Source organism: Bacillus sp. JZ109 (assembly GCF_053903135.1).
Window position 1 is genome coordinate 809,281 of record NZ_CP096388.1, and the last position, 17,051, is coordinate 826,331.

A 17,051-nucleotide genomic window follows, 5' to 3' on the forward strand; every position below is an offset into this window, starting at 1 on the left:
TTTCAACATGGTGACCAAAATTCTAAAAGCACCGGACGGCTCTCCAAGTGATGTTGAACGCATTAAAAAAGAAAGTGATTATTTGCGCGGCACGCTGAAAGAAGTGATGCTCGATCGAATCAGTGCCGGAATTCCGGATGATGACAACCGCCTGATGAAACACCACGGCAGTTATTTGCAGGATGACCGCGACCTCCGAAATGAACGCCAAAAGCAGAAGCTTGAGCCCGCATATCAGTTCATGCTGCGCGTGCGTATGCCAGGGGGCGTCTCGACGCCTGAACAATGGCTTGTCATGGATGACCTGTCCCAGAAATACGGGAACGGCACATTAAAATTGACGACACGTGAAACATTCCAAATGCACGGAATTCTGAAATGGAACATGAAGAAAACCATTCAGACGATCCACTCAGCACTTTTGGATACGATCGCAGCCTGCGGAGACGTAAACCGTAACGTCATGTGTGCATCAAACCCTTATCAATCTGAAATCCACTCAGAGGTATACGAGTGGTCTAAAAAGTTAAGTGATGATCTGCTGCCGCGGACGAGAGCCTATCATGAAATTTGGCTTGATGAGGAAAGAGTTGCCGGCACGCCGGAGGAAGAAGTCGAGCCAATGTACGGACCGCTCTATCTGCCGCGGAAGTTTAAAATCGGTATTGCCGTTCCGCCGTCTAATGATATTGACGTCTTTTCTCAAGATCTGGGATTCATTGCGATTGTCGAGGATGGCAAGCTGATCGGTTTTAACGTGGCGATCGGCGGCGGTATGGGAATGACGCATGGCGATACTGCGACATATCCGCAATTAGCCAAGGTGATCGGATTCTGCCGGCCTGAGCAAATGTATGACGTTGCTGAAAAAACGATTACGATTCAGCGTGATTACGGCAACCGTTCTGTCCGTAAAAATGCGCGGTTCAAATACACAGTTGACCGCCTCGGTTTAGAAAACGTAAAAGAAGAATTGGAAAACCGTCTCGGCTGGAGCCTGGAAGAAGCGAAGCCGTATCATTTCGATCATAACGGCGACCGTTACGGCTGGGTGGAAGGCATTGAGGATAAATGGCATTTTACGCTGTTTGTCGAAGGCGGCCGTGTAACAGATTACGATGACTATAAACTGATGACAGGCTTGCGGGAAATCGCCAAAGTTCATACAGGCGAGTTCCGGCTGACGGCCAATCAGAACTTAATGATTGCGAACGTTTCAAGCGATAAAAAAGAAGAAATCAGTGCTTTAATTGAACAATACGGATTAACTGACGGCAAGCATTATTCAGCGCTTCGCCGCAGCTCGATGGCATGCGTCGCTCTTCCGACCTGCGGATTGGCAATGGCTGAAGCAGAACGTTATTTGCCGACCCTGTTAGATAAGGTTGAAGAGATTATTGACGAAAATGGCCTTCGTGATCAGGAAATCACCATTCGCATGACAGGATGCCCGAACGGCTGCGCACGTCATGCGCTCGGTGAGATCGGATTTATCGGAAAGGCGCCGGGCAAATATAATATGTATCTTGGCGCTGCGTTTGACGGAAGCCGTTTAAGCAAAATGTATCGTGAAAACATCGGTGAAGCAGACATTTTAAGCGAGCTGCGCGTCCTTCTTTCCCGCTATGCGAAAGAACGCGAGGAAGGCGAGCATTTCGGTGACTTCGTCATCCGTGCGGGCATTATTAAAGCAACAACTGACGGTACGAATTTTCATGATTGAGAAAACTAAGAAGAGAGACAGGGAATAGCTTCCTGTCTCTTTTTTCTGTAATTTGCTCTGCTGCAAAAAAGTTCACTGTGAGCATATCATGAGAAAAAATACCCTAAAAAGGGTACTATAAAAGAAGACAAGTGTGGAGGGAACTCCTGCGAAACCACATAGCGGATGCAAGGCCAGACTAGCTTAGCGGCTTTTAGACAAACAGATTTTTTGGCTCATCATGCCGACACACAACAGACGAAGGAGGTCATGCATTTGGACATATTTTTAGTTGTGCTCGTATTATTAACGATTATTGCGATTTCTAATATCGTGAACCGGTTTATTCCGTTTATTCCGGTGCCGCTGATTCAAGTGGCTCTTGGGATTCTTGCCGCCTCATTTCCACAGGGTCTTCATTTTGAATTAAACACCGAATTGTTTTTTGTTCTGTTTATCGCGCCTCTGCTATTTAATGATGGAAAGAGGACACCGCGGGCAGAGCTTTGGAATTTAAGGGCTCCGATTTTATTGCTTGCACTCGGCCTTGTATTTGCGACTGTGATTGTAGGCGGCTACACGATTCACTGGATGATTCCTGCTATTCCGCTGGCAGCGGCCTTTGGACTTGCGGCCATTCTTTCACCGACTGATGTCGTCGCTGTCAGCGCATTATCAGGAAGAGTGAAAATGCCAAAAGGGATTCTTCGCCTGCTGGAAGGTGAGGGGCTGATGAATGATGCATCAGGTCTGGTGGCCTTTAAGTTTGCGATTGCAGCGGCAGTGACTGGTGCATTTTCATTAGCACAAGCGGCTGTCAGCTTTGTCTTTATTTCTCTCGGAGGCTTGCTGTGCGGGGTTGTCATTTCATTTTTGATTATTCGTTTTCGCCTATTTCTGCGCCGCCTTGGCATGCAGGATGTCACGATGCATATGCTGATTCAAATTCTGACGCCGTTTGTGATTTATTTGGCAGCTGAAGAAATCGGCGTTTCCGGCATTTTAGCTGTTGTGGCTGGCGGTATTACCCATGCGGTTGAACAGGATCGTCTGGAATCAACGATGATCAAGCTGCAAATTGTCTCCTCAAGTACGTGGAACATTATTTTATTTATTTTGAACGGCCTGGTCTTCGTTATTCTCGGTACGCAAATCCCTGATGTTATTTCTGTTATCTTTAACGACACTGCCATCAGCAACATGAAGGTGATCGGCTATATCCTAGTCATCACATTTACGTTAATGCTCCTGAGATTCCTGTGGGTGCTGTTCTTCTGGAACGGCAAATGGTTCTTTAATAAAGATCAGAACATCTATAAACCGGGTCTTCGTTCGACGCTGTTAATTTCGATTTCCGGTGTGCGTGGAGCAGTAACGCTTGCAGGTTCTTTTTCCATTCCGTATTTCCTGGAGGACGGCACGCCGTTTCCGGAAAGAAATCTGATTCTCTTTTTAGCAGCCGGCGTCATTTTATGCACGCTTGTCATTGCTACCGTTGTGCTGCCGATTCTGACTGAAAAAGAAGAAGAGGACGAGGAACGAAACAAGAAGCTGCTGACGGCGAGACGCAAATTGATCAAAACAGCCCTTCAAACGATTAAAGAGGACATGAATGAGACAAACAAAACGGCCTCTCTTGCGGTGATAGCTGAATACAATGAGAAAATGAAAAATCTTCGTTTTCAGCAATATACATCGTCTAATCGCATCAAAAAGCACGAGCGTAAAGTCCGTGCCCAAGGGGTTAAGGCAGAGCAAGAGGCGCTGATGAAAATGCTGGAGCGGGGAGACATCCCGGAAGAAACAGCAAATGTGCTGCAAGAACGATTTAACGAGTTGGAAATTTTGTATGCGAACCCGTTTAAAGTCGGATTATCAAAAACAAGGCTCAAGAGGCTGATGTATTGGATTTTCTTCGGTGAACATAAAAAGCCGGAGATGTCGATTTTAAATGAAGCGGGATTGATACGGGCAACAAGAGTGAAAACGGCAAAAGCAGCGATAGAATATCTGGAAAAACACAAGACGGAAGAGCATAAAGAAGTGTTTTTATCTGTCATTACATTCTATAAACAGTTAATTTTCAGGCTGGAGCACAGCCATCATGAGCTGAAATCAAGCGCCCATTTTGAAAATCAGAAGCTGGAAGTGAAGCTGAAGGCTGTACAGGCGATCAGAAATGAAATTCAAACACTTTTCGAGGAAAGAGAAATTTCCCGGGACATCTCCCATGAGCTTCGCCAATACATTAATGATGTCGAAGCCGCCATGCTTGAAGGCGGCGAATAAATGCAGCAAAAAAGCTGGCGTTAGAGCGCCAGCTTTTTTTATATTAAGGGCGATGAAATGCGACAGTGCTGCCATCCCGGTCGAACCAGCCTCTGAAGGCCCAGTTGATCCAGCCGCCATCGCCTTTGTTTGTAAAGGTTCCGTCTTCAAATACCCAAATGCCATACGTAATGCCGTCGTAAACGGCTGAGCCGTAAAATTGCACACCGTTCAAATGATCTTCATATTCCTGGCTTAAATTAAAGACCATGACGTTATATTTTTGGCCGGACGCGTAGAAGGAAGACTCCATGAGGTTTTTCACAAAGCCATCCCTATTCTGTGCGGATTTGATGGCATCAGCGATCTGGTTGGCAATTCCAAGTACATCCAGGTTGACGTTTAAACCTACATCAGCGGCAGTTGTTCCAGCAGTAGTTGTCTGCGACATCTTCGGAGCAGGATTTTCTTCAGCGGAAGCAAAGGACAAAGGGGCAATTGTCAAAGCGGCACCAAGAGCAAGTGTCATTGGGATACGAATACGTTTCAAGTTGTTTCCTCCTTTGTTTTCATTTGGTTACACTACACGCATACCCTGCTCAATGTATTTGTAATCTCAATATTGTTAAAATAGGAAAAAAATAGTGTTTGAATTTGCCTGTGCTGTGAAAAAAGAAGCAAAAAGAGGGTCTTAAGCGTATTATTGGTATCGGCTGAGAGGAATGTGAGATAATATAGACGCTTACATTTCAGTGAAAGGGTGGATGTTCAAGTGCCAACAAGTTTAAAAGATACTGTAAAGTTACATAACGGAGTTGAAATGCCTTGGTTCGGTCTGGGTGTTTTTAAAGTAGAAAATGGTAATGAAGCGACTGAATCAGTGAAAGCGGCAATTAAAAATGGTTATCGCAGTATTGATACAGCAGCGATCTACAAAAATGAAGAAGGCGTTGGCATCGGGATTAAAGAATCCGGTGTGGCAAGAGAAGAGCTCTTCATCACATCAAAAGTGTGGAATGAAGATCAAGGCTACGAAACAACGCTTGCTGCCTTTGAAAAAAGCCTGGAAAGATTACAGCTTGATTACTTAGATTTATATTTGATCCATTGGCCTGGCAAAGATAAATATAAAGATACATGGCGCGCGCTTGAAAAGCTGTACAAAGATGGCAAAATTCGCGCGATCGGCGTCAGCAACTTCCAAGTTCATCATTTAGAAGAGCTGTTGAAAGATGCTGAAATCAAACCGATGGTGAACCAAGTTGAATTTCACCCTCGTTTGACGCAAAAAGAATTAAGAGATTACTGCAAAGCGCAAGGCATTCAGCTGGAAGCGTGGTCTCCGCTCATGCAGGGACAGCTTTTGGATAACGAAGTGCTGACACAGATTGCTGAAAAACACAATAAATCTGTGGCTCAAGTGATTTTGCGCTGGGATCTGCAGCATGAAGTTGTAACCATTCCAAAATCCATTAAAGAACACCGTATCATCGAAAACGCTGATATTTTTGATTTCGAATTGTCTCAAGAAGACATGGACAAAATTGACGCATTAAATAAAGATGAGCGTGTCGGCCCAAATCCTGATGAGCTTCTGTTTTAATCAAAAAACTCCCCGTTATGGGGAGTTTTTTTAGTGCGTTTTTTTCTGTTGAATGAAAAATAGCATCAAAAAGGAAATGACAACAATACAGACGACCCACGCCCAAGCAAGGGTATTGTTGCCGGAATCCAATGCGACATATATCGCCGTCGGCAGTGTTTGCGTAACACCGGGGATGTTTCCTGCAAACATGAGTGTTGCGCCAAATTCTCCGAGCGCCCGCGCAAGGCTGAGGATGCTTCCGGTCAGTAACGAAGGATAGGCAAGCGGGACGGAGATATGGATAAACACTTTCCATCTGCTAGCGCCGTCTACCATTGCCGCACCTTGTATATCGGGATCAATGTCAGCAAATCCGGTTTTGGCTGATTGATACATAAGCGGAAAGGCTACAACAGCCGAGGCGATCACAGCGGCCCACCAGGTGAAAATGACAGGCTGCTGGAAAATCCACTCGATGGCTTGTCCGATGAAGCTGTGCTTTCCGAAAATGACGATCAAAATAAAACCGACAACAGTAGGCGGAAGAACGAGCGGAAGCATAAAACATGTTTCGAGTGCCGTTTTTCCGAAAAATGATGCCCGTGACATCCATGCTCCAGCAAGTGTTCCGAGAATAATGACAACAATTCCGGCAACTGCCGCCACCTGAAAGGAAAGCACAACGGGTGTGAAAAATTCTGAAGTGCTTATGCTACTCGGCAGTAAAGCCATATTTCTCAAATACTTTCATTGCTTCATCAGATTGCAGGTATTCGTAAAATTCCTTCGCTTCCTTACGGTGTTTTGTATCTTTTACGATTCCTAACGGATAGACAATTGGGCTGTGTGTATCTGCTTTTGCCTCGTCAATAATGTTGACCTTTTTCGAGACCAGGGCATCTGTTTTATAAACAATACCTGCGTCTACATTGCCGGTTTCAACATAAGAAAGAACTTGGCGAACGTCTTTTCCATACACAATTTTATCCTTCACTTTTTCCCATAAAGACAGCTTTGTCAGTGATTCTTTCCCATAAGCTCCTGCCGGTACGGATTCCGGAGTGCCAAGGGCGATTTTTTCTGATTCAGCCAGATTGCTGAAGCTTGTCACAGGTGAATCTCCGTTTTTCGGTACGACCAGCACAATTTCATTACCGACTAAATCAGTGCTGTCTTTTTTTGCGATATCTCCATCATCCACCAGCTTTTTAAATTTATCCTCAGCAGCTGAGAAGAACAGATCTGCTCCTGCTCCTTGAGAAATCTGTTTTTGCAAGGCGCCGGATGAGCCATAGTTATCTTGGATGGTAATATTTTGATGCTCTTTTTCATAATTTTTTTGGATTTCCTCAAGTGCATCCTGCGCGCTGGCGGCAGCTGAGATGGTTAACGTTACTTTTTTCTCGCTGTCCGTTGAAGACTGGTTTGAAGAACAGCCTGCTGCAAGGAGAAAAGCAGTTAAGGCTGCGATGAAAATAGAATACTTCTTAAACATGATTGCACCCCTTATCATTAGATATAACTAATTATAACTGATTATGTTTGGTTTATGTGGGTTTTTTTACATTCGGCGAAAAGGTATAATAAAATAGGAGAGTGATGATGATGAATGAAACCTCTTCCTATACGATAGAAGAAGTTGCAGGTCTGCTGAAGGTATCAAAGCTGACCGTTTATGATTTGATTAAAAAAGGCGTGCTGCCTGCTTATCGTGTCGGAAGGCAGATGCGTGTGGATGAAGAAGATTTAAAGCAATATAAAACGAATATGAGAATGTCTCAGCCCATCGCTGCAACAGAAGCGCCGAAACAGGTGCAGGAGGCTGAGCCGGACGGCAGACCGAATGTCATGATCAGCGGACAGGACATTTCGATGGATCTTCTCAGCAAGCATTTGGAGAATGCCATTCAGGAGACGCCGCTCCGTAAATACAAAGGAAGCTTAAACAGCCTGATTGATATGTATCAAGGCAAGTGTGACATTGTCAGCCTCCATTTGTACGATGCTGAAACGGGCCAGTATAACGCTCCTTATGTAAAACGGATTTTGACAGGTGAACCGTTTTGTCTCATCAATGTCGTTCTCCGCAAAGCAGGACTGTATGTGAAAAAAGGGAATCCGAAAAACATTCAAGGCTGGAAAGACTTGAAAAGAGCCGATATCCGGATCATCAACAGGGAAAAGGGTTCTGGCGCAAGGGTGCTCCTTGATGAACAGCTTGGCTTGTTTGGTGTGAATCCGGCTGATGTAAAGGGATACGGCGATATCGTGACCGATCATTACGCTGCCGCTTCACAAGTTTCAAGCGGACAGGCTGACGCGGGAATCGGGGCGCAGCACGCGGCACATATGGGCAGTGTTGATTTTATCCCGCTCATCGACGAACAATATGATATCGTTGTTTTGAAAAAACATGAGCAGCTGCTGAAAGCCGTGAAGGAGATTTTGAATTCTGAGGAATACAAGGCGAATTTGTCTCATTTAAACGGCTATGAAACGAAGCTGACTGGCAAGGTGATGTTGGAAACGTAAAAAATCCCTCTTGATAGAGGGATTTTTTCATTCGGAAAACCTGAGCAGGTCACCATTTAAAATTTTATCAGAGAGAGAAAGTTCTTCGTTTGCTTTCTCCTTGTAAGGGAGGCACGCATCCTGATCTTCCAGCACTTCACCTGTTTTTTGGCTATAGCACGTGTTCTTTGTGTATATATAATCGTTCGTAATAAAGCTGCCGTTTCGCAGAACGGCGAATGGGGTGCGGTCGCCCGACAGCAAATCATTGCCGAATTGGATATCGCCTTTTGTCTCAACGCCGAGCAAATGCATCAGCGTCGGCCTGACGTCGACCTGTCCCCCGGCATCAGGGATGGTTTCCGGCTTTTGATCGGTGATTCCCGGGATATGTATGATAAACGGCACCCGCTGGAGCTGAACGTTGTCATACGGTGTGATTTCGTCTTTCCCTAAAAACTCAGCCATGGCCTCGTTATGGGCTTCAGAAATGCCGTAATGATCTCCCATAAATACGATCATCGAATTTTCGTATAAGCCTTCGTCCTTCAGTTTTTTGATAAAATGCTTCAATGCCTCATCCTCATAGCGAACCGTGGTCACATAGCGGTTTAACAGATCACTGCTTGAATCGAATTCATCTATCAGCTGATCCTTTTCATCAATCTCAAACGGAAAATGATTCGTTAACGTGATAAAACTGCTGTAGAACGGCTGCGGCAGGCTTTTCAGCTTTTCGGCGGACTGCTCTAAAAATTCTTTGTCTTTTAAGCCCCAGCTTGTCGATGTCCCGGGAGTGACATGAAAATCATCAACATCAAAAAAGCGGTCAATGCCAAATGTATCGTACATGACATCTCTGTTCCAAAATGTTTTATGGTTAGCATGAAAGACGGCTGAATAATAATCGTGCTGCTTCAGCGATTTATACATCGTATGAAATTGATGGTCGCTTTTCGTGAAAAAGACGGCGCCGCTAAGGGAAGGATACAGCGAGTTAGCAACGATGAATTCTGAATCAGATGTTTTCCCTTGTTCTGTTTGCTGATAGAAATGATCAAAGGAATAGCTTTTTTTAATGAGATCATTCATAAATGGGGTAATTTCTTTTCCATTTACTTTTTCATTCAGAACAAAGCTTTGGGTCGATTCAAGTGTTACAAAGATGACATTGCGCCCCTTTGCAAGACCGAATTTGCTTTGATCAGGCTTGCTGTAATCAGCCTCTGTATAGTTTTTAATGGCAGTTATACTGTCTTCATCGGCAAAAGCTTTCGCGCTGATATTAACAGTCTGAGAAATTGTATCGTAAATATGGAACTGAAACAGGCCGATGCTTTTGACTAGCATTTCCCGGTCAAAAGAATGTGCCAAAAGCTTCGGCTGCTGTACTTCTGCAAGTGCCAGTGTGCATAAAAGCATGCCGCAGGAAGCTGCATAGTACCGTTTGATCGTGCGGGGAGCGGCTTTTGTCTGTGGGTGTTTGGTTTTTCTGGCGAACAGCAGCAGAAAAACCAAATCCACAAACAGGGCGATAAACAGAGGATGGAACAATTCTTTTACACTGCTTCCCATATCGCTCATGTTGCTCGCCTGAAATAAAACCGGAATGGTAATAAAATCGATATAAAAGCCGTAAAAAATCGTATTAGAGATCAAGATAACAGTCAGAACCAAATTGGCAATCAGCAAAAAAGCCCGCTGCTTGTTTCCTTTCAGAAGCAGGCCGATCCCGAATAAAGGAAGAATAAAGCTGAGCGGGTTGACCAGCAGCATTAGCTCCTCCAACAGAGTATCGATTTGCAAATCAAAGCCGAGTTTATATATCACATACGTTTTGATCCACATAAATAAGATCGAAAAACATAAAAACCGCTGATTGTGAAAAAAGGTTCCTTTCATCAATATGACTCCTCACGTTTTCTTGATCATCTGCATGAAATGCTTCTTAAGTAAAACCTACTAAAAACAGCCGGTTCAGACAAGTCTCAGCACTCATGTGTTTAAAACATGCGCCCATGAAACAGCATATAAAAGTAGTAACATGAAGCAAGGGTCAGGCCGGCTAGCACGAGCTGCTCAGAAAAACTGCCTGTCTTCATATATAATGGAAGCCGAACGCGGATCGTTGAAGGGAATAATAATTTGATTCCGTTCACCGTCCAAGCGTCAAGAAACAAGTGGCTCGCCATTCCGATCATCAGGCCGGCTGATATGTTTTTATCTGGAATGTATGTAGAAGTGATAAAAAACATGATGAGCATAAACAGCAAGCTGTGTGTAAATGTACGATGGCCAAAAACGGAGCTGACCACTTTCGATAAAATAGGAAATTTTCTCCCGATTTTGCTTTGTGTGTGGCAGATATCGGGTATTAATGCTCCAACCGCGCCTGACGCAGCCATAAGCACTGGATCAAATCCATAATAATAAGCCGCTGCCGTACAAGAAGCGATGCCTCCCATGATGTGTGTTTTTCCTGTCATTTGCCGCTTCTCCTTTTATCTTTTGCAAAAAATCTCTGAATTACAAATATATCAAGAGAATGTATGTTTGATCAACAGGACTTTGGACGATAAAAAATATCCCGCATAATTTTTCAGGAAAGAGGCATCTTAAACATGTACCTATTTTTTAAAAGAGGTGATACGAATGGGTTTCTTTAATAAAGATAAAGGAAAACGTTCCGAAAAAGAAAAAAACGTAATCCAAGGAGCTCTTGAAGATGCTGGTTCAGCTCTAAAAGATGATCCGCTTCAAGAAGCTGTGCAAAAAAAGAAAAATAATCGATAACCACATGCGGATAGAGCTTGGCTCTATCCGTATTTTCCATCTGTTCCCTTTGACAGATCATCCTTTCTTTGATAACCTTCTGGGAGTAACTGAATAATTAAATCCTCACTCTTTCTCAGTGAGGTAGAGGTTGCGCGGATGATAAGTCACACATGCCAGGCTGACAGGAGCTGTTAAACATGTGTAAAAGGCATCAGCGCCGAAGTGTGGAGAAAGCCGATCCTTCTCTATGCTGGGACTGTATCTGAATAAGTGCAGGACTGCCGCGTGCTTTTTCGCGGAGGGCTATCCGGAGATCAAGGGTGTGTGTTTCTTTAAGCATGGACTTTTGTTCAGGCTTTTTTTGCGTTTATATGATCTCGGGGTCTGGTCCGTACAAAGAATCATGGAGGTACTGGAATGGAACAGACAAAAAAATGGGGTTTTTGGTTATTAACGGCGTTTGTCGTTGGAAATATGGTTGGATCAGGAATTTTCTCCTTGCCGAGCTCGCTTGCTTCAATTGCGAGTCCGTTTGGAGCTACGTCCGCCTGGCTTTTGACAGGTGCCGGCGTGCTGATGATTGCACTTGTGTTCGGACACTTGTCCATTCGCAAGCCTGAACTGACAGCGGGACCGCAAAGTTATGCAAGAGCGCTGTTTTCTGACCCGAAAAAAGGCAACGCTGCCGGTTTCACAATGGTGTGGGGCTACTGGGTGGCGAGCTGGATCAGTAACGTGGCGATCATCACAAGTCTCGCCGGTTACTTGACTTCGTTCTTCCCGATCTTGGTTGATAAACGTGAGATGTTTTCGATCGGCGGGCAAGAGGTGACACTCGGCCAATTACTGACGTTTGCCGTATGTACGATCTTGTTATGGGGAACGCACGCGATTCTTGTTGCCAGCATTAACGGCGCAAGTAAATTAAACTTTGTCACAACGCTTTCTAAAGTATTAGGTTTTGTCTTCTTTATCGTTGCTGGTTTATTTGTGTTTCAAACGACATTATTCGGTCATTTTTATTTCCCGGTTCAAGGAGAAAACGGCACAAGCATTGGAATTGGCGGCCAGGTTCATAACGCCGCGATTTCTACACTGTGGGCGTTTGTCGGAATTGAATCCGCGGTGATCCTGTCCGGCCGTGCGCGCTCTCAGCGTGATGTGAAACGTGCGACAATTACCGGCTTGCTGATTGCCTTGAGCATATATATTATTGTGACTTTAATTACGATGGGTGTTCTGCCGCATGATAAGCTTGTCGGCTCTGAAAAACCATTTGTTGATGTACTCTATGCGATTGTTGGAAACGCGGGAAGCGTGATTATGGCGCTTTTGGCTATCCTTTGTTTATTCGGAACGATGCTCGGCTGGATTTTGCTTGGCTCTGAGGTGCCATACCAAGCAGCTAAAGCGGGAGATTTCCCGGCATTTTTTGCAAAAACGAATAAAAAGGGAAGTCCGGTCATTGCACTCATTATTACAAACGTCATGTCACAGGTCTTCATTTTCTCGGTTATTTCCCGGACAATAAGTGACGCATTTACATTTTTAACGACAGCGGCTACACTCGCATATTTAATTCCGTATCTAGTATCTGCAATCTACAGCTTGAAGGTAGTCATCAAAGGTGAAACGTATGACCAGCTGAAAGGCTCCCGTGTAAGAGACGGATTGATCGCAATACTGGCGTGTGCATACTCCGTGTTTGTTATCGTAACAGGCACAGCAGATTTAACGACATTTATCCTCGGCATCGGTTTATTCTTTGTCGGCTTAATCGTTTATCCATTTGTGAGTAAAAAGTTCCAGAAAGAAAAACAAGCATAATGAAAAGACACCTGATTTGCTCAGGTGTCTTTTTTATAAAATCACAATTTCTCCTGTTAGGAATCCGTTCGTTAAATATGCAAAAAACGTTTTTCAGTCTCTCCAGCATAAAAAAACTGATCGTGTTGAGGATGCAGCTTAATATGAATGGCTCAAAGAAAATATCCGATATGATTCAAATTGAGCCGTTCCTTATAAATAAGCAAAAGAGCCGCGGGCAGGCGGCTCTTTTGTTTATTTAGTCAAGCTTTCCGTAATAAACTTCAGTTGTCCTTCTAATGAAATCGGGTCAGAGAAATAGAATCCGATCGGATCCATCTTGTAGACATGGCCATTTTTAACGGCATTCAGGTTCTTCCAAATGGAGCTTTCAAAAACGCCGCCATCATCACCGCCTGATTGCCATGGGCCCGCGAAAATGTAATCTCCGGCGAAGTCAGGGAGCTTCTCTAATGAAATACTTGTATAACCTGGCCCCTGGTCAATGGCTTTTTCTTTTGTCAGCTTTGTAGCCTGCAGGCCAAGGTCTTTGTAAATGATGCTTCCGCCTCTTCCAAAGTCTTTACCGAATACGTAAATGTCTTTTCCGTTCGTTTGCATAATGGAAATGGTTTTGTCACCGACCGCTTTTTTGATTTTTGTTTTAGCGGCCGCAACTTTTTTATCCCACTCGGCCAGCCATTTTTCAGCTTTATCTTCAGTTCCCGTCATTTTTGCAAATTCTTTCAGCTGTTCGATGTTGTCGAGCTTATCGTATTTTACTGCGACAGTCGGCGCAATTTTTTCAAGCTTTTTAATATCAGCGCCCTGTGTTGTCCAGACGATAATCAGGTCAGGGTTCAAATCAATGACCTTTTCAACCGAAGTGCCGTCTCCGATGTTTTCGACGCCGTCAGTTTTTCCTTTGTAGTAAGGGTTTTTAAATACATTCTCAGGCGCACCGACAACGTTGATGCCGAGTGTTTTGAAGTAGCCGTAATAGCCGTCTGCCATGACAACCACCCGTTTAGGATGCTTCGGGATTTTTACATTTCCGTTTTCAGCCTTGTATGTAAAGGTTTCTGCGCCTTTTGAATCAGAGGCAGAACCTTTGCTTTCTGAGTTATTCCCGCAGGCTGCCAGCGCTGCAATCAATAACAGGGCAAAAAACGCGGCTCCGAGTTTCTTGTATATATGGGTCATATCTCATACCTTCTTTCTAAAAGATAGATGAAAAAGAGAATCATTATCATCTGTGATTATACCACTGCAAGTGCCGGTTGACACGATATTTTTGCAAATGCATTTTCATTTTTGTTCAAAACACTCTATTAAATCAGCTGAAAAAAGTGATATACTGAAACAGCAATTGATAATCATTATCAGTAACAGAAAGGAAGTACGGCAGTTGAGTCAACATAAAAATATACGGACTGCATCAGAAGAAATCCAATGGACGTCAAGGACATATGGCGCGATCATCGTCCTTATTGCAGGTCTATGCCTGCTTTGCCTTGGCGCATTTTTATCCATATCCCTCGGTGCAGCGGATATTCATTTGCGCACTGTATGGGACGCCATTTTTCATTATCAGCCGACAAAGACATCTCACCAAATTATACATGATCTTCGACTGCCTAGAACGGCGGCTGCCGCGCTTGTAGGCGCATTGTTGGCAGTGTCGGGAGCAATCATGCAGGGGATGACGAGAAACCCTTTGGCAGAGCCTTCGATTATGGGTGTGACTTCAGGCTCTGCGTTTGCGGTTTCGATTGCGTTTGCCTTTTTTCCCGGGCTTTCTGCAATGGGGCTTGTGCTATGGTCCTTTGCGGGAGCGGGGCTGGGGGCATCGACGGTAATGGGCATAGGCATGTTTTCAAGGGGCGGACTTACGCCTGTAAAGCTTGCTCTGGCGGGTACGGCAGTTACTTATTTCTTTACCGGCATTTCAACTGCCATTGCAATCCGCTTTGATGTCGCTCAGGATATCAGCTTTTGGTACGCAGGCGGGGTAGCGGGTGTGAAATGGCCGGGGGTCCAGCTTTTGCTTATTGCAGGGGCTGTCGGTTTAACGCTCGCGTTTTTCATCGCCCGGTCTGTGACAGTGTTAAGTCTCGGTGACGATCTGGCAAAAGGGCTTGGACAATATACATCAGCGGTGAAACTGGTTGGCATGCTTATTGTAGTAATTCTGACCGGAGCTGCGGTTTCCATTGCCGGCACCATTGCATTTATCGGGCTGATCATTCCGCATATTACCCGTTTTTTGGTCGGTGTGGATTATCGGTGGATCATTCCTTGCTCGGCGGTGCTCGGTGCTGTTTTGCTTGTTTTTGCTGACATAGCGGCCAGACTCGTAAATGCGCCCTTTGAAACGCCTGTCGGCGCGCTGACTTCTCTGATCGGCGTTCCCTTTTTCTTTTATTTGGCACGTCGTGAAAGGAGAGGGCTGTAATGAAAACAAAAACAAACAAACCGCTTATTGTAATGGCTGTGACCTTTTTGCTTATCGTGGTGGTCTTTTTTATCAGTCTCAATTTGGGCGTTATCAAAATTGCACCGCTTAAAACGCTTCAGGTCTTTTTCGGCCAAGGAACGGCGCGTGATGAACTTGTCTTATTTGAGTTCAGGCTGCCCAGGATCATCCTTTCTTTGCTTGTTGGAGCAGGGATCTCCGTAGCTGGAGCCATTTTGCAAAGCGTGTCTCAAAATGAACTTGCCGAGCCTGGTATTCTCGGAATTAACGCCGGCGGTTCACTTGCTGTAGTGCTTTTTATATACTTTTTTCAAGGGTCAGCTTCAGATCTCAGCTTTTTCGGAACATTTATGCTGCCGTTCAGTGCTTTGGCAGGAGCAATCCTCGCTGCGTTTCTCATTTATATTCTGGCATGGAAAAAAGGCGTGACACCGATTCGGCTGATTTTAGTCGGCATAGGGGTGAATGCCGGATTCAATGCCCTGTTGCTGATTTTTCAGCTTAAGATGGACCCTCATGATTTTATGCAAGCCGCGGTTTGGATATCCGGCTCAATATGGGGGGCGAACTGGAATATGATCTGGGCGATTCTCCCTTGGATTGTGATCTTGCTTCTGTTTACTTTATATAAGGCACGCTATTTGAACATTATGCAGCTCGGAGACCAATTGGCGACCGGGCTGGGCACCGCTGTTGAAAAGGAAAGACGGATTCTTCTTCTGGCAGCGGTCACTCTTGCCGCTTCATGCGTGGCAGCTGCGGGGGGCATTGCGTTTCTCGGATTGATCGCGCCGCATGTGGCTAGAAGGCTGACCGGTCCACGTCACCAGACGCTGATACCGGTCTCCGCCTTCATCGGCTCATTCCTGTTTTTGCTTGCTGATACGCTGGCGAGAAATGTATTGGCACCATCAGAAATTCCGGTCGGACTTGTCATTTCCGTGCTAGGTGCGCCTTACTTTATTTATTTATTGATGAAAGCGAATTAGAGGAGGGGGCCGAATATGAATTCATTATCAACGGAACAGCTTGGAATCGGTTATGGCGACAGGGTGATTGTAGAGGATTTAAATATATCGATTCCTAAAGGGAAAATTACCACCTTAATTGGCCCGAACGGCTGCGGGAAATCAACGATTTTAAAAACAATGTCCAGAATTATGCGTTCACATGCAGGTGCCGTCTATTTAAACGGCAAAGCGATTCATAAAATGTCTACAAAGGACATTGCGAAAGATATGGCGATTCTTCCACAGACACCTGAAGCGCCGAGCGGCCTAACAGTGCACGAATTGGTGTCGTACGGCAGGTTTCCGCATCAATCAGGATTCGGCAGATTAAATGACGAAGACCGCCGGATTATCAAATGGGCGCTTGAAGAAACAGGCATGGCTGAATATGCTGAACGGCCGATTGAGGCATTGTCAGGCGGACAGCGTCAACGCGTGTGGATTGCCATGGCGCTTGCGCAAGGTACGGAACTGCTTCTGCTGGATGAACCTACAACGTATCTTGATCTTGCACATCAGCTTGAAATTCTGCAGCTGCTTGACAGACTCAACAAAGAGCAAGGGCGGACGATTTTAATGGTCATTCATGATCTTAACCATGCAGCTCGTTTTTCTCATTATATGATCGCGCTCAAAAAAGGCACGGTCATCAAGGAAGGAACTGCACTGGAGGTCATGACACCGGACATTTTGAAGCAGGTATTTCAGATTGATGCCGAAATCGTGACTGATCCCCGTACAAATAAACCTGTATGCTTGACCTATGACTTGATTAAAAATGAAAAAGAGCTAGTTACTGTATGAAAAAATCCCGGTTTGAAGCCGGGATTTTTTTTATTCGGCTTTGAAAATACAATTTTTCTATTTGATGCCGTCATTTCAATAAAAGGATTGCAAGTCTTTTTGAATTAATAGATA

At 44.8% G+C, this 17,051-nt stretch carries 15 protein-coding genes and 1 riboswitch; of the genes, 9 read left to right on the plus strand and 6 right to left on the minus strand.

The window, feature by feature from the left end; genetic code table 11:
* Window positions 1-7: 7 nt before the first annotated feature.
* Both cysI and M1D94_RS04095 read left to right on the plus strand, forming a co-directional pair.
* Window positions 8-1,723, plus strand: coding sequence for an assimilatory sulfite reductase (NADPH) hemoprotein subunit (gene cysI / locus M1D94_RS04090; RefSeq protein ID WP_038829347.1), 1,716 nt, complete (start codon window positions 8-10; stop codon window positions 1,721-1,723).
* Between the two features lie 255 nt (window positions 1,724-1,978).
* On the plus strand, window positions 1,979-3,991 hold the full coding sequence (locus tag M1D94_RS04095; protein WP_015714699.1) for a Na+/H+ antiporter: 2,013 nt from the start codon (window positions 1,979-1,981) through the stop codon (window positions 3,989-3,991).
* Window positions 3,992-4,034: 43 nt separating this feature from the next.
* On the opposite strand, the gene yvgO is transcribed toward M1D94_RS04095, so the two are convergent.
* Window positions 4,035-4,520 (minus strand): stress response protein YvgO, encoded by a 486-nt coding sequence (gene yvgO, locus M1D94_RS04100; protein WP_003243913.1) that lies wholly within the window; start codon window positions 4,518-4,520, stop codon window positions 4,035-4,037.
* A gap of 222 nt (window positions 4,521-4,742) precedes the next feature.
* Here yvgO and pgoN point away from each other — a divergent pair, with 222 nt between their 5' ends.
* Window positions 4,743-5,573 (plus strand): glyoxal/methylglyoxal reductase, encoded by an 831-nt coding sequence (gene pgoN, locus M1D94_RS04105; RefSeq protein WP_015483687.1) that lies wholly within the window; start codon window positions 4,743-4,745, stop codon window positions 5,571-5,573.
* Window positions 5,574-5,603: 30 nt separating this feature from the next.
* Here the strand turns inward: pgoN and modB are convergent, their stop codons facing one another.
* Window positions 5,604-6,296 carry a molybdate ABC transporter permease subunit gene (gene modB / locus M1D94_RS04110; RefSeq protein WP_120028560.1) on the minus strand — a complete coding sequence of 231 codons (693 nt, stop codon included), beginning with the start codon at window positions 6,294-6,296 and terminating at the stop codon, window positions 5,604-5,606.
* Window positions 6,268-7,050 (minus strand): molybdate ABC transporter substrate-binding protein, encoded by a 783-nt coding sequence (modA, locus tag M1D94_RS04115; RefSeq protein WP_072173511.1) that lies wholly within the window; start codon window positions 7,048-7,050, stop codon window positions 6,268-6,270. Before modA ends, modB begins: the two co-directional genes overlap by 29 nt.
* 110 nt (window positions 7,051-7,160) lie before the next feature.
* Between modA and M1D94_RS04120 the strand changes: the two genes are divergently transcribed.
* The gene (locus M1D94_RS04120; RefSeq protein ID WP_049139750.1) at window positions 7,161-8,087 is read left to right on the plus strand and encodes a substrate-binding domain-containing protein; all 927 of its coding nucleotides are present in this window, start codon (window positions 7,161-7,163) and stop codon (window positions 8,085-8,087) included.
* Between the two features lie 27 nt (window positions 8,088-8,114).
* On the opposite strand, the gene M1D94_RS04125 is transcribed toward M1D94_RS04120, so the two are convergent.
* Both M1D94_RS04125 and M1D94_RS04130 read right to left on the minus strand, forming a co-directional pair.
* A complete protein-coding gene (locus M1D94_RS04125; RefSeq protein WP_049139699.1) occupies window positions 8,115-9,968 on the minus strand; it encodes an LTA synthase family protein in 1,854 nt (617 codons plus the stop codon).
* 101 nt (window positions 9,969-10,069) lie between these two features.
* Window positions 10,070-10,552 carry a metal-dependent hydrolase gene (locus M1D94_RS04130; RefSeq protein ID WP_049139698.1) on the minus strand — a complete coding sequence of 161 codons (483 nt, stop codon included), beginning with the start codon at window positions 10,550-10,552 and terminating at the stop codon, window positions 10,070-10,072.
* A 166-nt stretch (window positions 10,553-10,718) separates the two neighbouring features.
* Here M1D94_RS04130 and sspJ point away from each other — a divergent pair, with 166 nt between their 5' ends.
* Both sspJ and M1D94_RS04140 read left to right on the plus strand, forming a co-directional pair.
* On the plus strand, window positions 10,719-10,859 hold the full coding sequence (sspJ, locus tag M1D94_RS04135) for a small acid-soluble spore protein SspJ (RefSeq protein ID WP_003221612.1): 141 nt from the start codon (window positions 10,719-10,721) through the stop codon (window positions 10,857-10,859).
* A 116-nt stretch (window positions 10,860-10,975) separates the two neighbouring features.
* A riboswitch (Lysine riboswitch) is annotated at window positions 10,976-11,155 on the plus strand.
* Window positions 11,156-11,258: 103 nt separating this feature from the next.
* Window positions 11,259-12,668, plus strand: a complete 1,410-nt coding sequence (locus tag M1D94_RS04140) for an amino acid permease (RefSeq protein ID WP_021480593.1) — start codon at window positions 11,259-11,261, stop codon at window positions 12,666-12,668.
* Between the two features lie 234 nt (window positions 12,669-12,902).
* Here the strand turns inward: M1D94_RS04140 and M1D94_RS04145 are convergent, their stop codons facing one another.
* Window positions 12,903-13,850, minus strand: coding sequence for an iron-hydroxamate ABC transporter substrate-binding protein (locus M1D94_RS04145; protein ID WP_049139696.1), 948 nt, complete (start codon window positions 13,848-13,850; stop codon window positions 12,903-12,905).
* 205 nt (window positions 13,851-14,055) lie between these two features.
* On the opposite strand from M1D94_RS04145, the gene M1D94_RS04150 reads away from it, so the two are divergent.
* From M1D94_RS04150 to M1D94_RS04160, 3 genes are read left to right on the plus strand one after another with little or no spacing between them, the layout of a single operon-like run.
* Window positions 14,056-15,102 carry a FecCD family ABC transporter permease gene (locus tag M1D94_RS04150; RefSeq protein ID WP_049139749.1) on the plus strand — a complete coding sequence of 349 codons (1,047 nt, stop codon included), beginning with the start codon at window positions 14,056-14,058 and terminating at the stop codon, window positions 15,100-15,102.
* Window positions 15,102-16,112 (plus strand): FecCD family ABC transporter permease, encoded by a 1,011-nt coding sequence (locus M1D94_RS04155; protein WP_003244298.1) that lies wholly within the window; start codon window positions 15,102-15,104, stop codon window positions 16,110-16,112. The genes M1D94_RS04150 and M1D94_RS04155 overlap by 1 nt, the downstream gene beginning before the upstream one ends.
* A gap of 15 nt (window positions 16,113-16,127) precedes the next feature.
* On the plus strand, window positions 16,128-16,937 hold the full coding sequence (locus M1D94_RS04160; protein WP_003243882.1) for an ABC transporter ATP-binding protein: 810 nt from the start codon (window positions 16,128-16,130) through the stop codon (window positions 16,935-16,937).
* The last annotated feature ends 114 nt before the right edge of the window (window positions 16,938-17,051 follow it).

What these genes read in the sequence shown, in the direction of transcription:
- cysI (WP_038829347.1), top strand. Translation starts at nt 8, where the DNA reads ATGGTGACCAAAATTCTAAAAGCACCGGACGGCTCTCCAAGTGATGTT.
- modA (WP_072173511.1), bottom strand. Translation starts at nt 7,050, where the DNA reads ATGTTTAAGAAGTATTCTATTTTCATCGCAGCCTTAACTGCTTTTCTC.
- M1D94_RS04120 (WP_049139750.1), top strand. Translation starts at nt 7,161, where the DNA reads ATGAATGAAACCTCTTCCTATACGATAGAAGAAGTTGCAGGTCTGCTG.
- M1D94_RS04125 (WP_049139699.1), bottom strand. Translation starts at nt 9,968, where the DNA reads ATGAAAGGAACCTTTTTTCACAATCAGCGGTTTTTATGTTTTTCGATC.
- M1D94_RS04130 (WP_049139698.1), bottom strand. Translation starts at nt 10,552, where the DNA reads ATGACAGGAAAAACACACATCATGGGAGGCATCGCTTCTTGTACGGCA.
- sspJ (WP_003221612.1), top strand. Translation starts at nt 10,719, where the DNA reads ATGGGTTTCTTTAATAAAGATAAAGGAAAACGTTCCGAAAAAGAAAAA.
- M1D94_RS04140 (WP_021480593.1), top strand. Translation starts at nt 11,259, where the DNA reads ATGGAACAGACAAAAAAATGGGGTTTTTGGTTATTAACGGCGTTTGTC.
- M1D94_RS04145 (WP_049139696.1), bottom strand. Translation starts at nt 13,850, where the DNA reads ATGACCCATATATACAAGAAACTCGGAGCCGCGTTTTTTGCCCTGTTA.
- M1D94_RS04155 (WP_003244298.1), top strand. Translation starts at nt 15,102, where the DNA reads ATGAAAACAAAAACAAACAAACCGCTTATTGTAATGGCTGTGACCTTT.
- M1D94_RS04160 (WP_003243882.1), top strand. Translation starts at nt 16,128, where the DNA reads ATGAATTCATTATCAACGGAACAGCTTGGAATCGGTTATGGCGACAGG.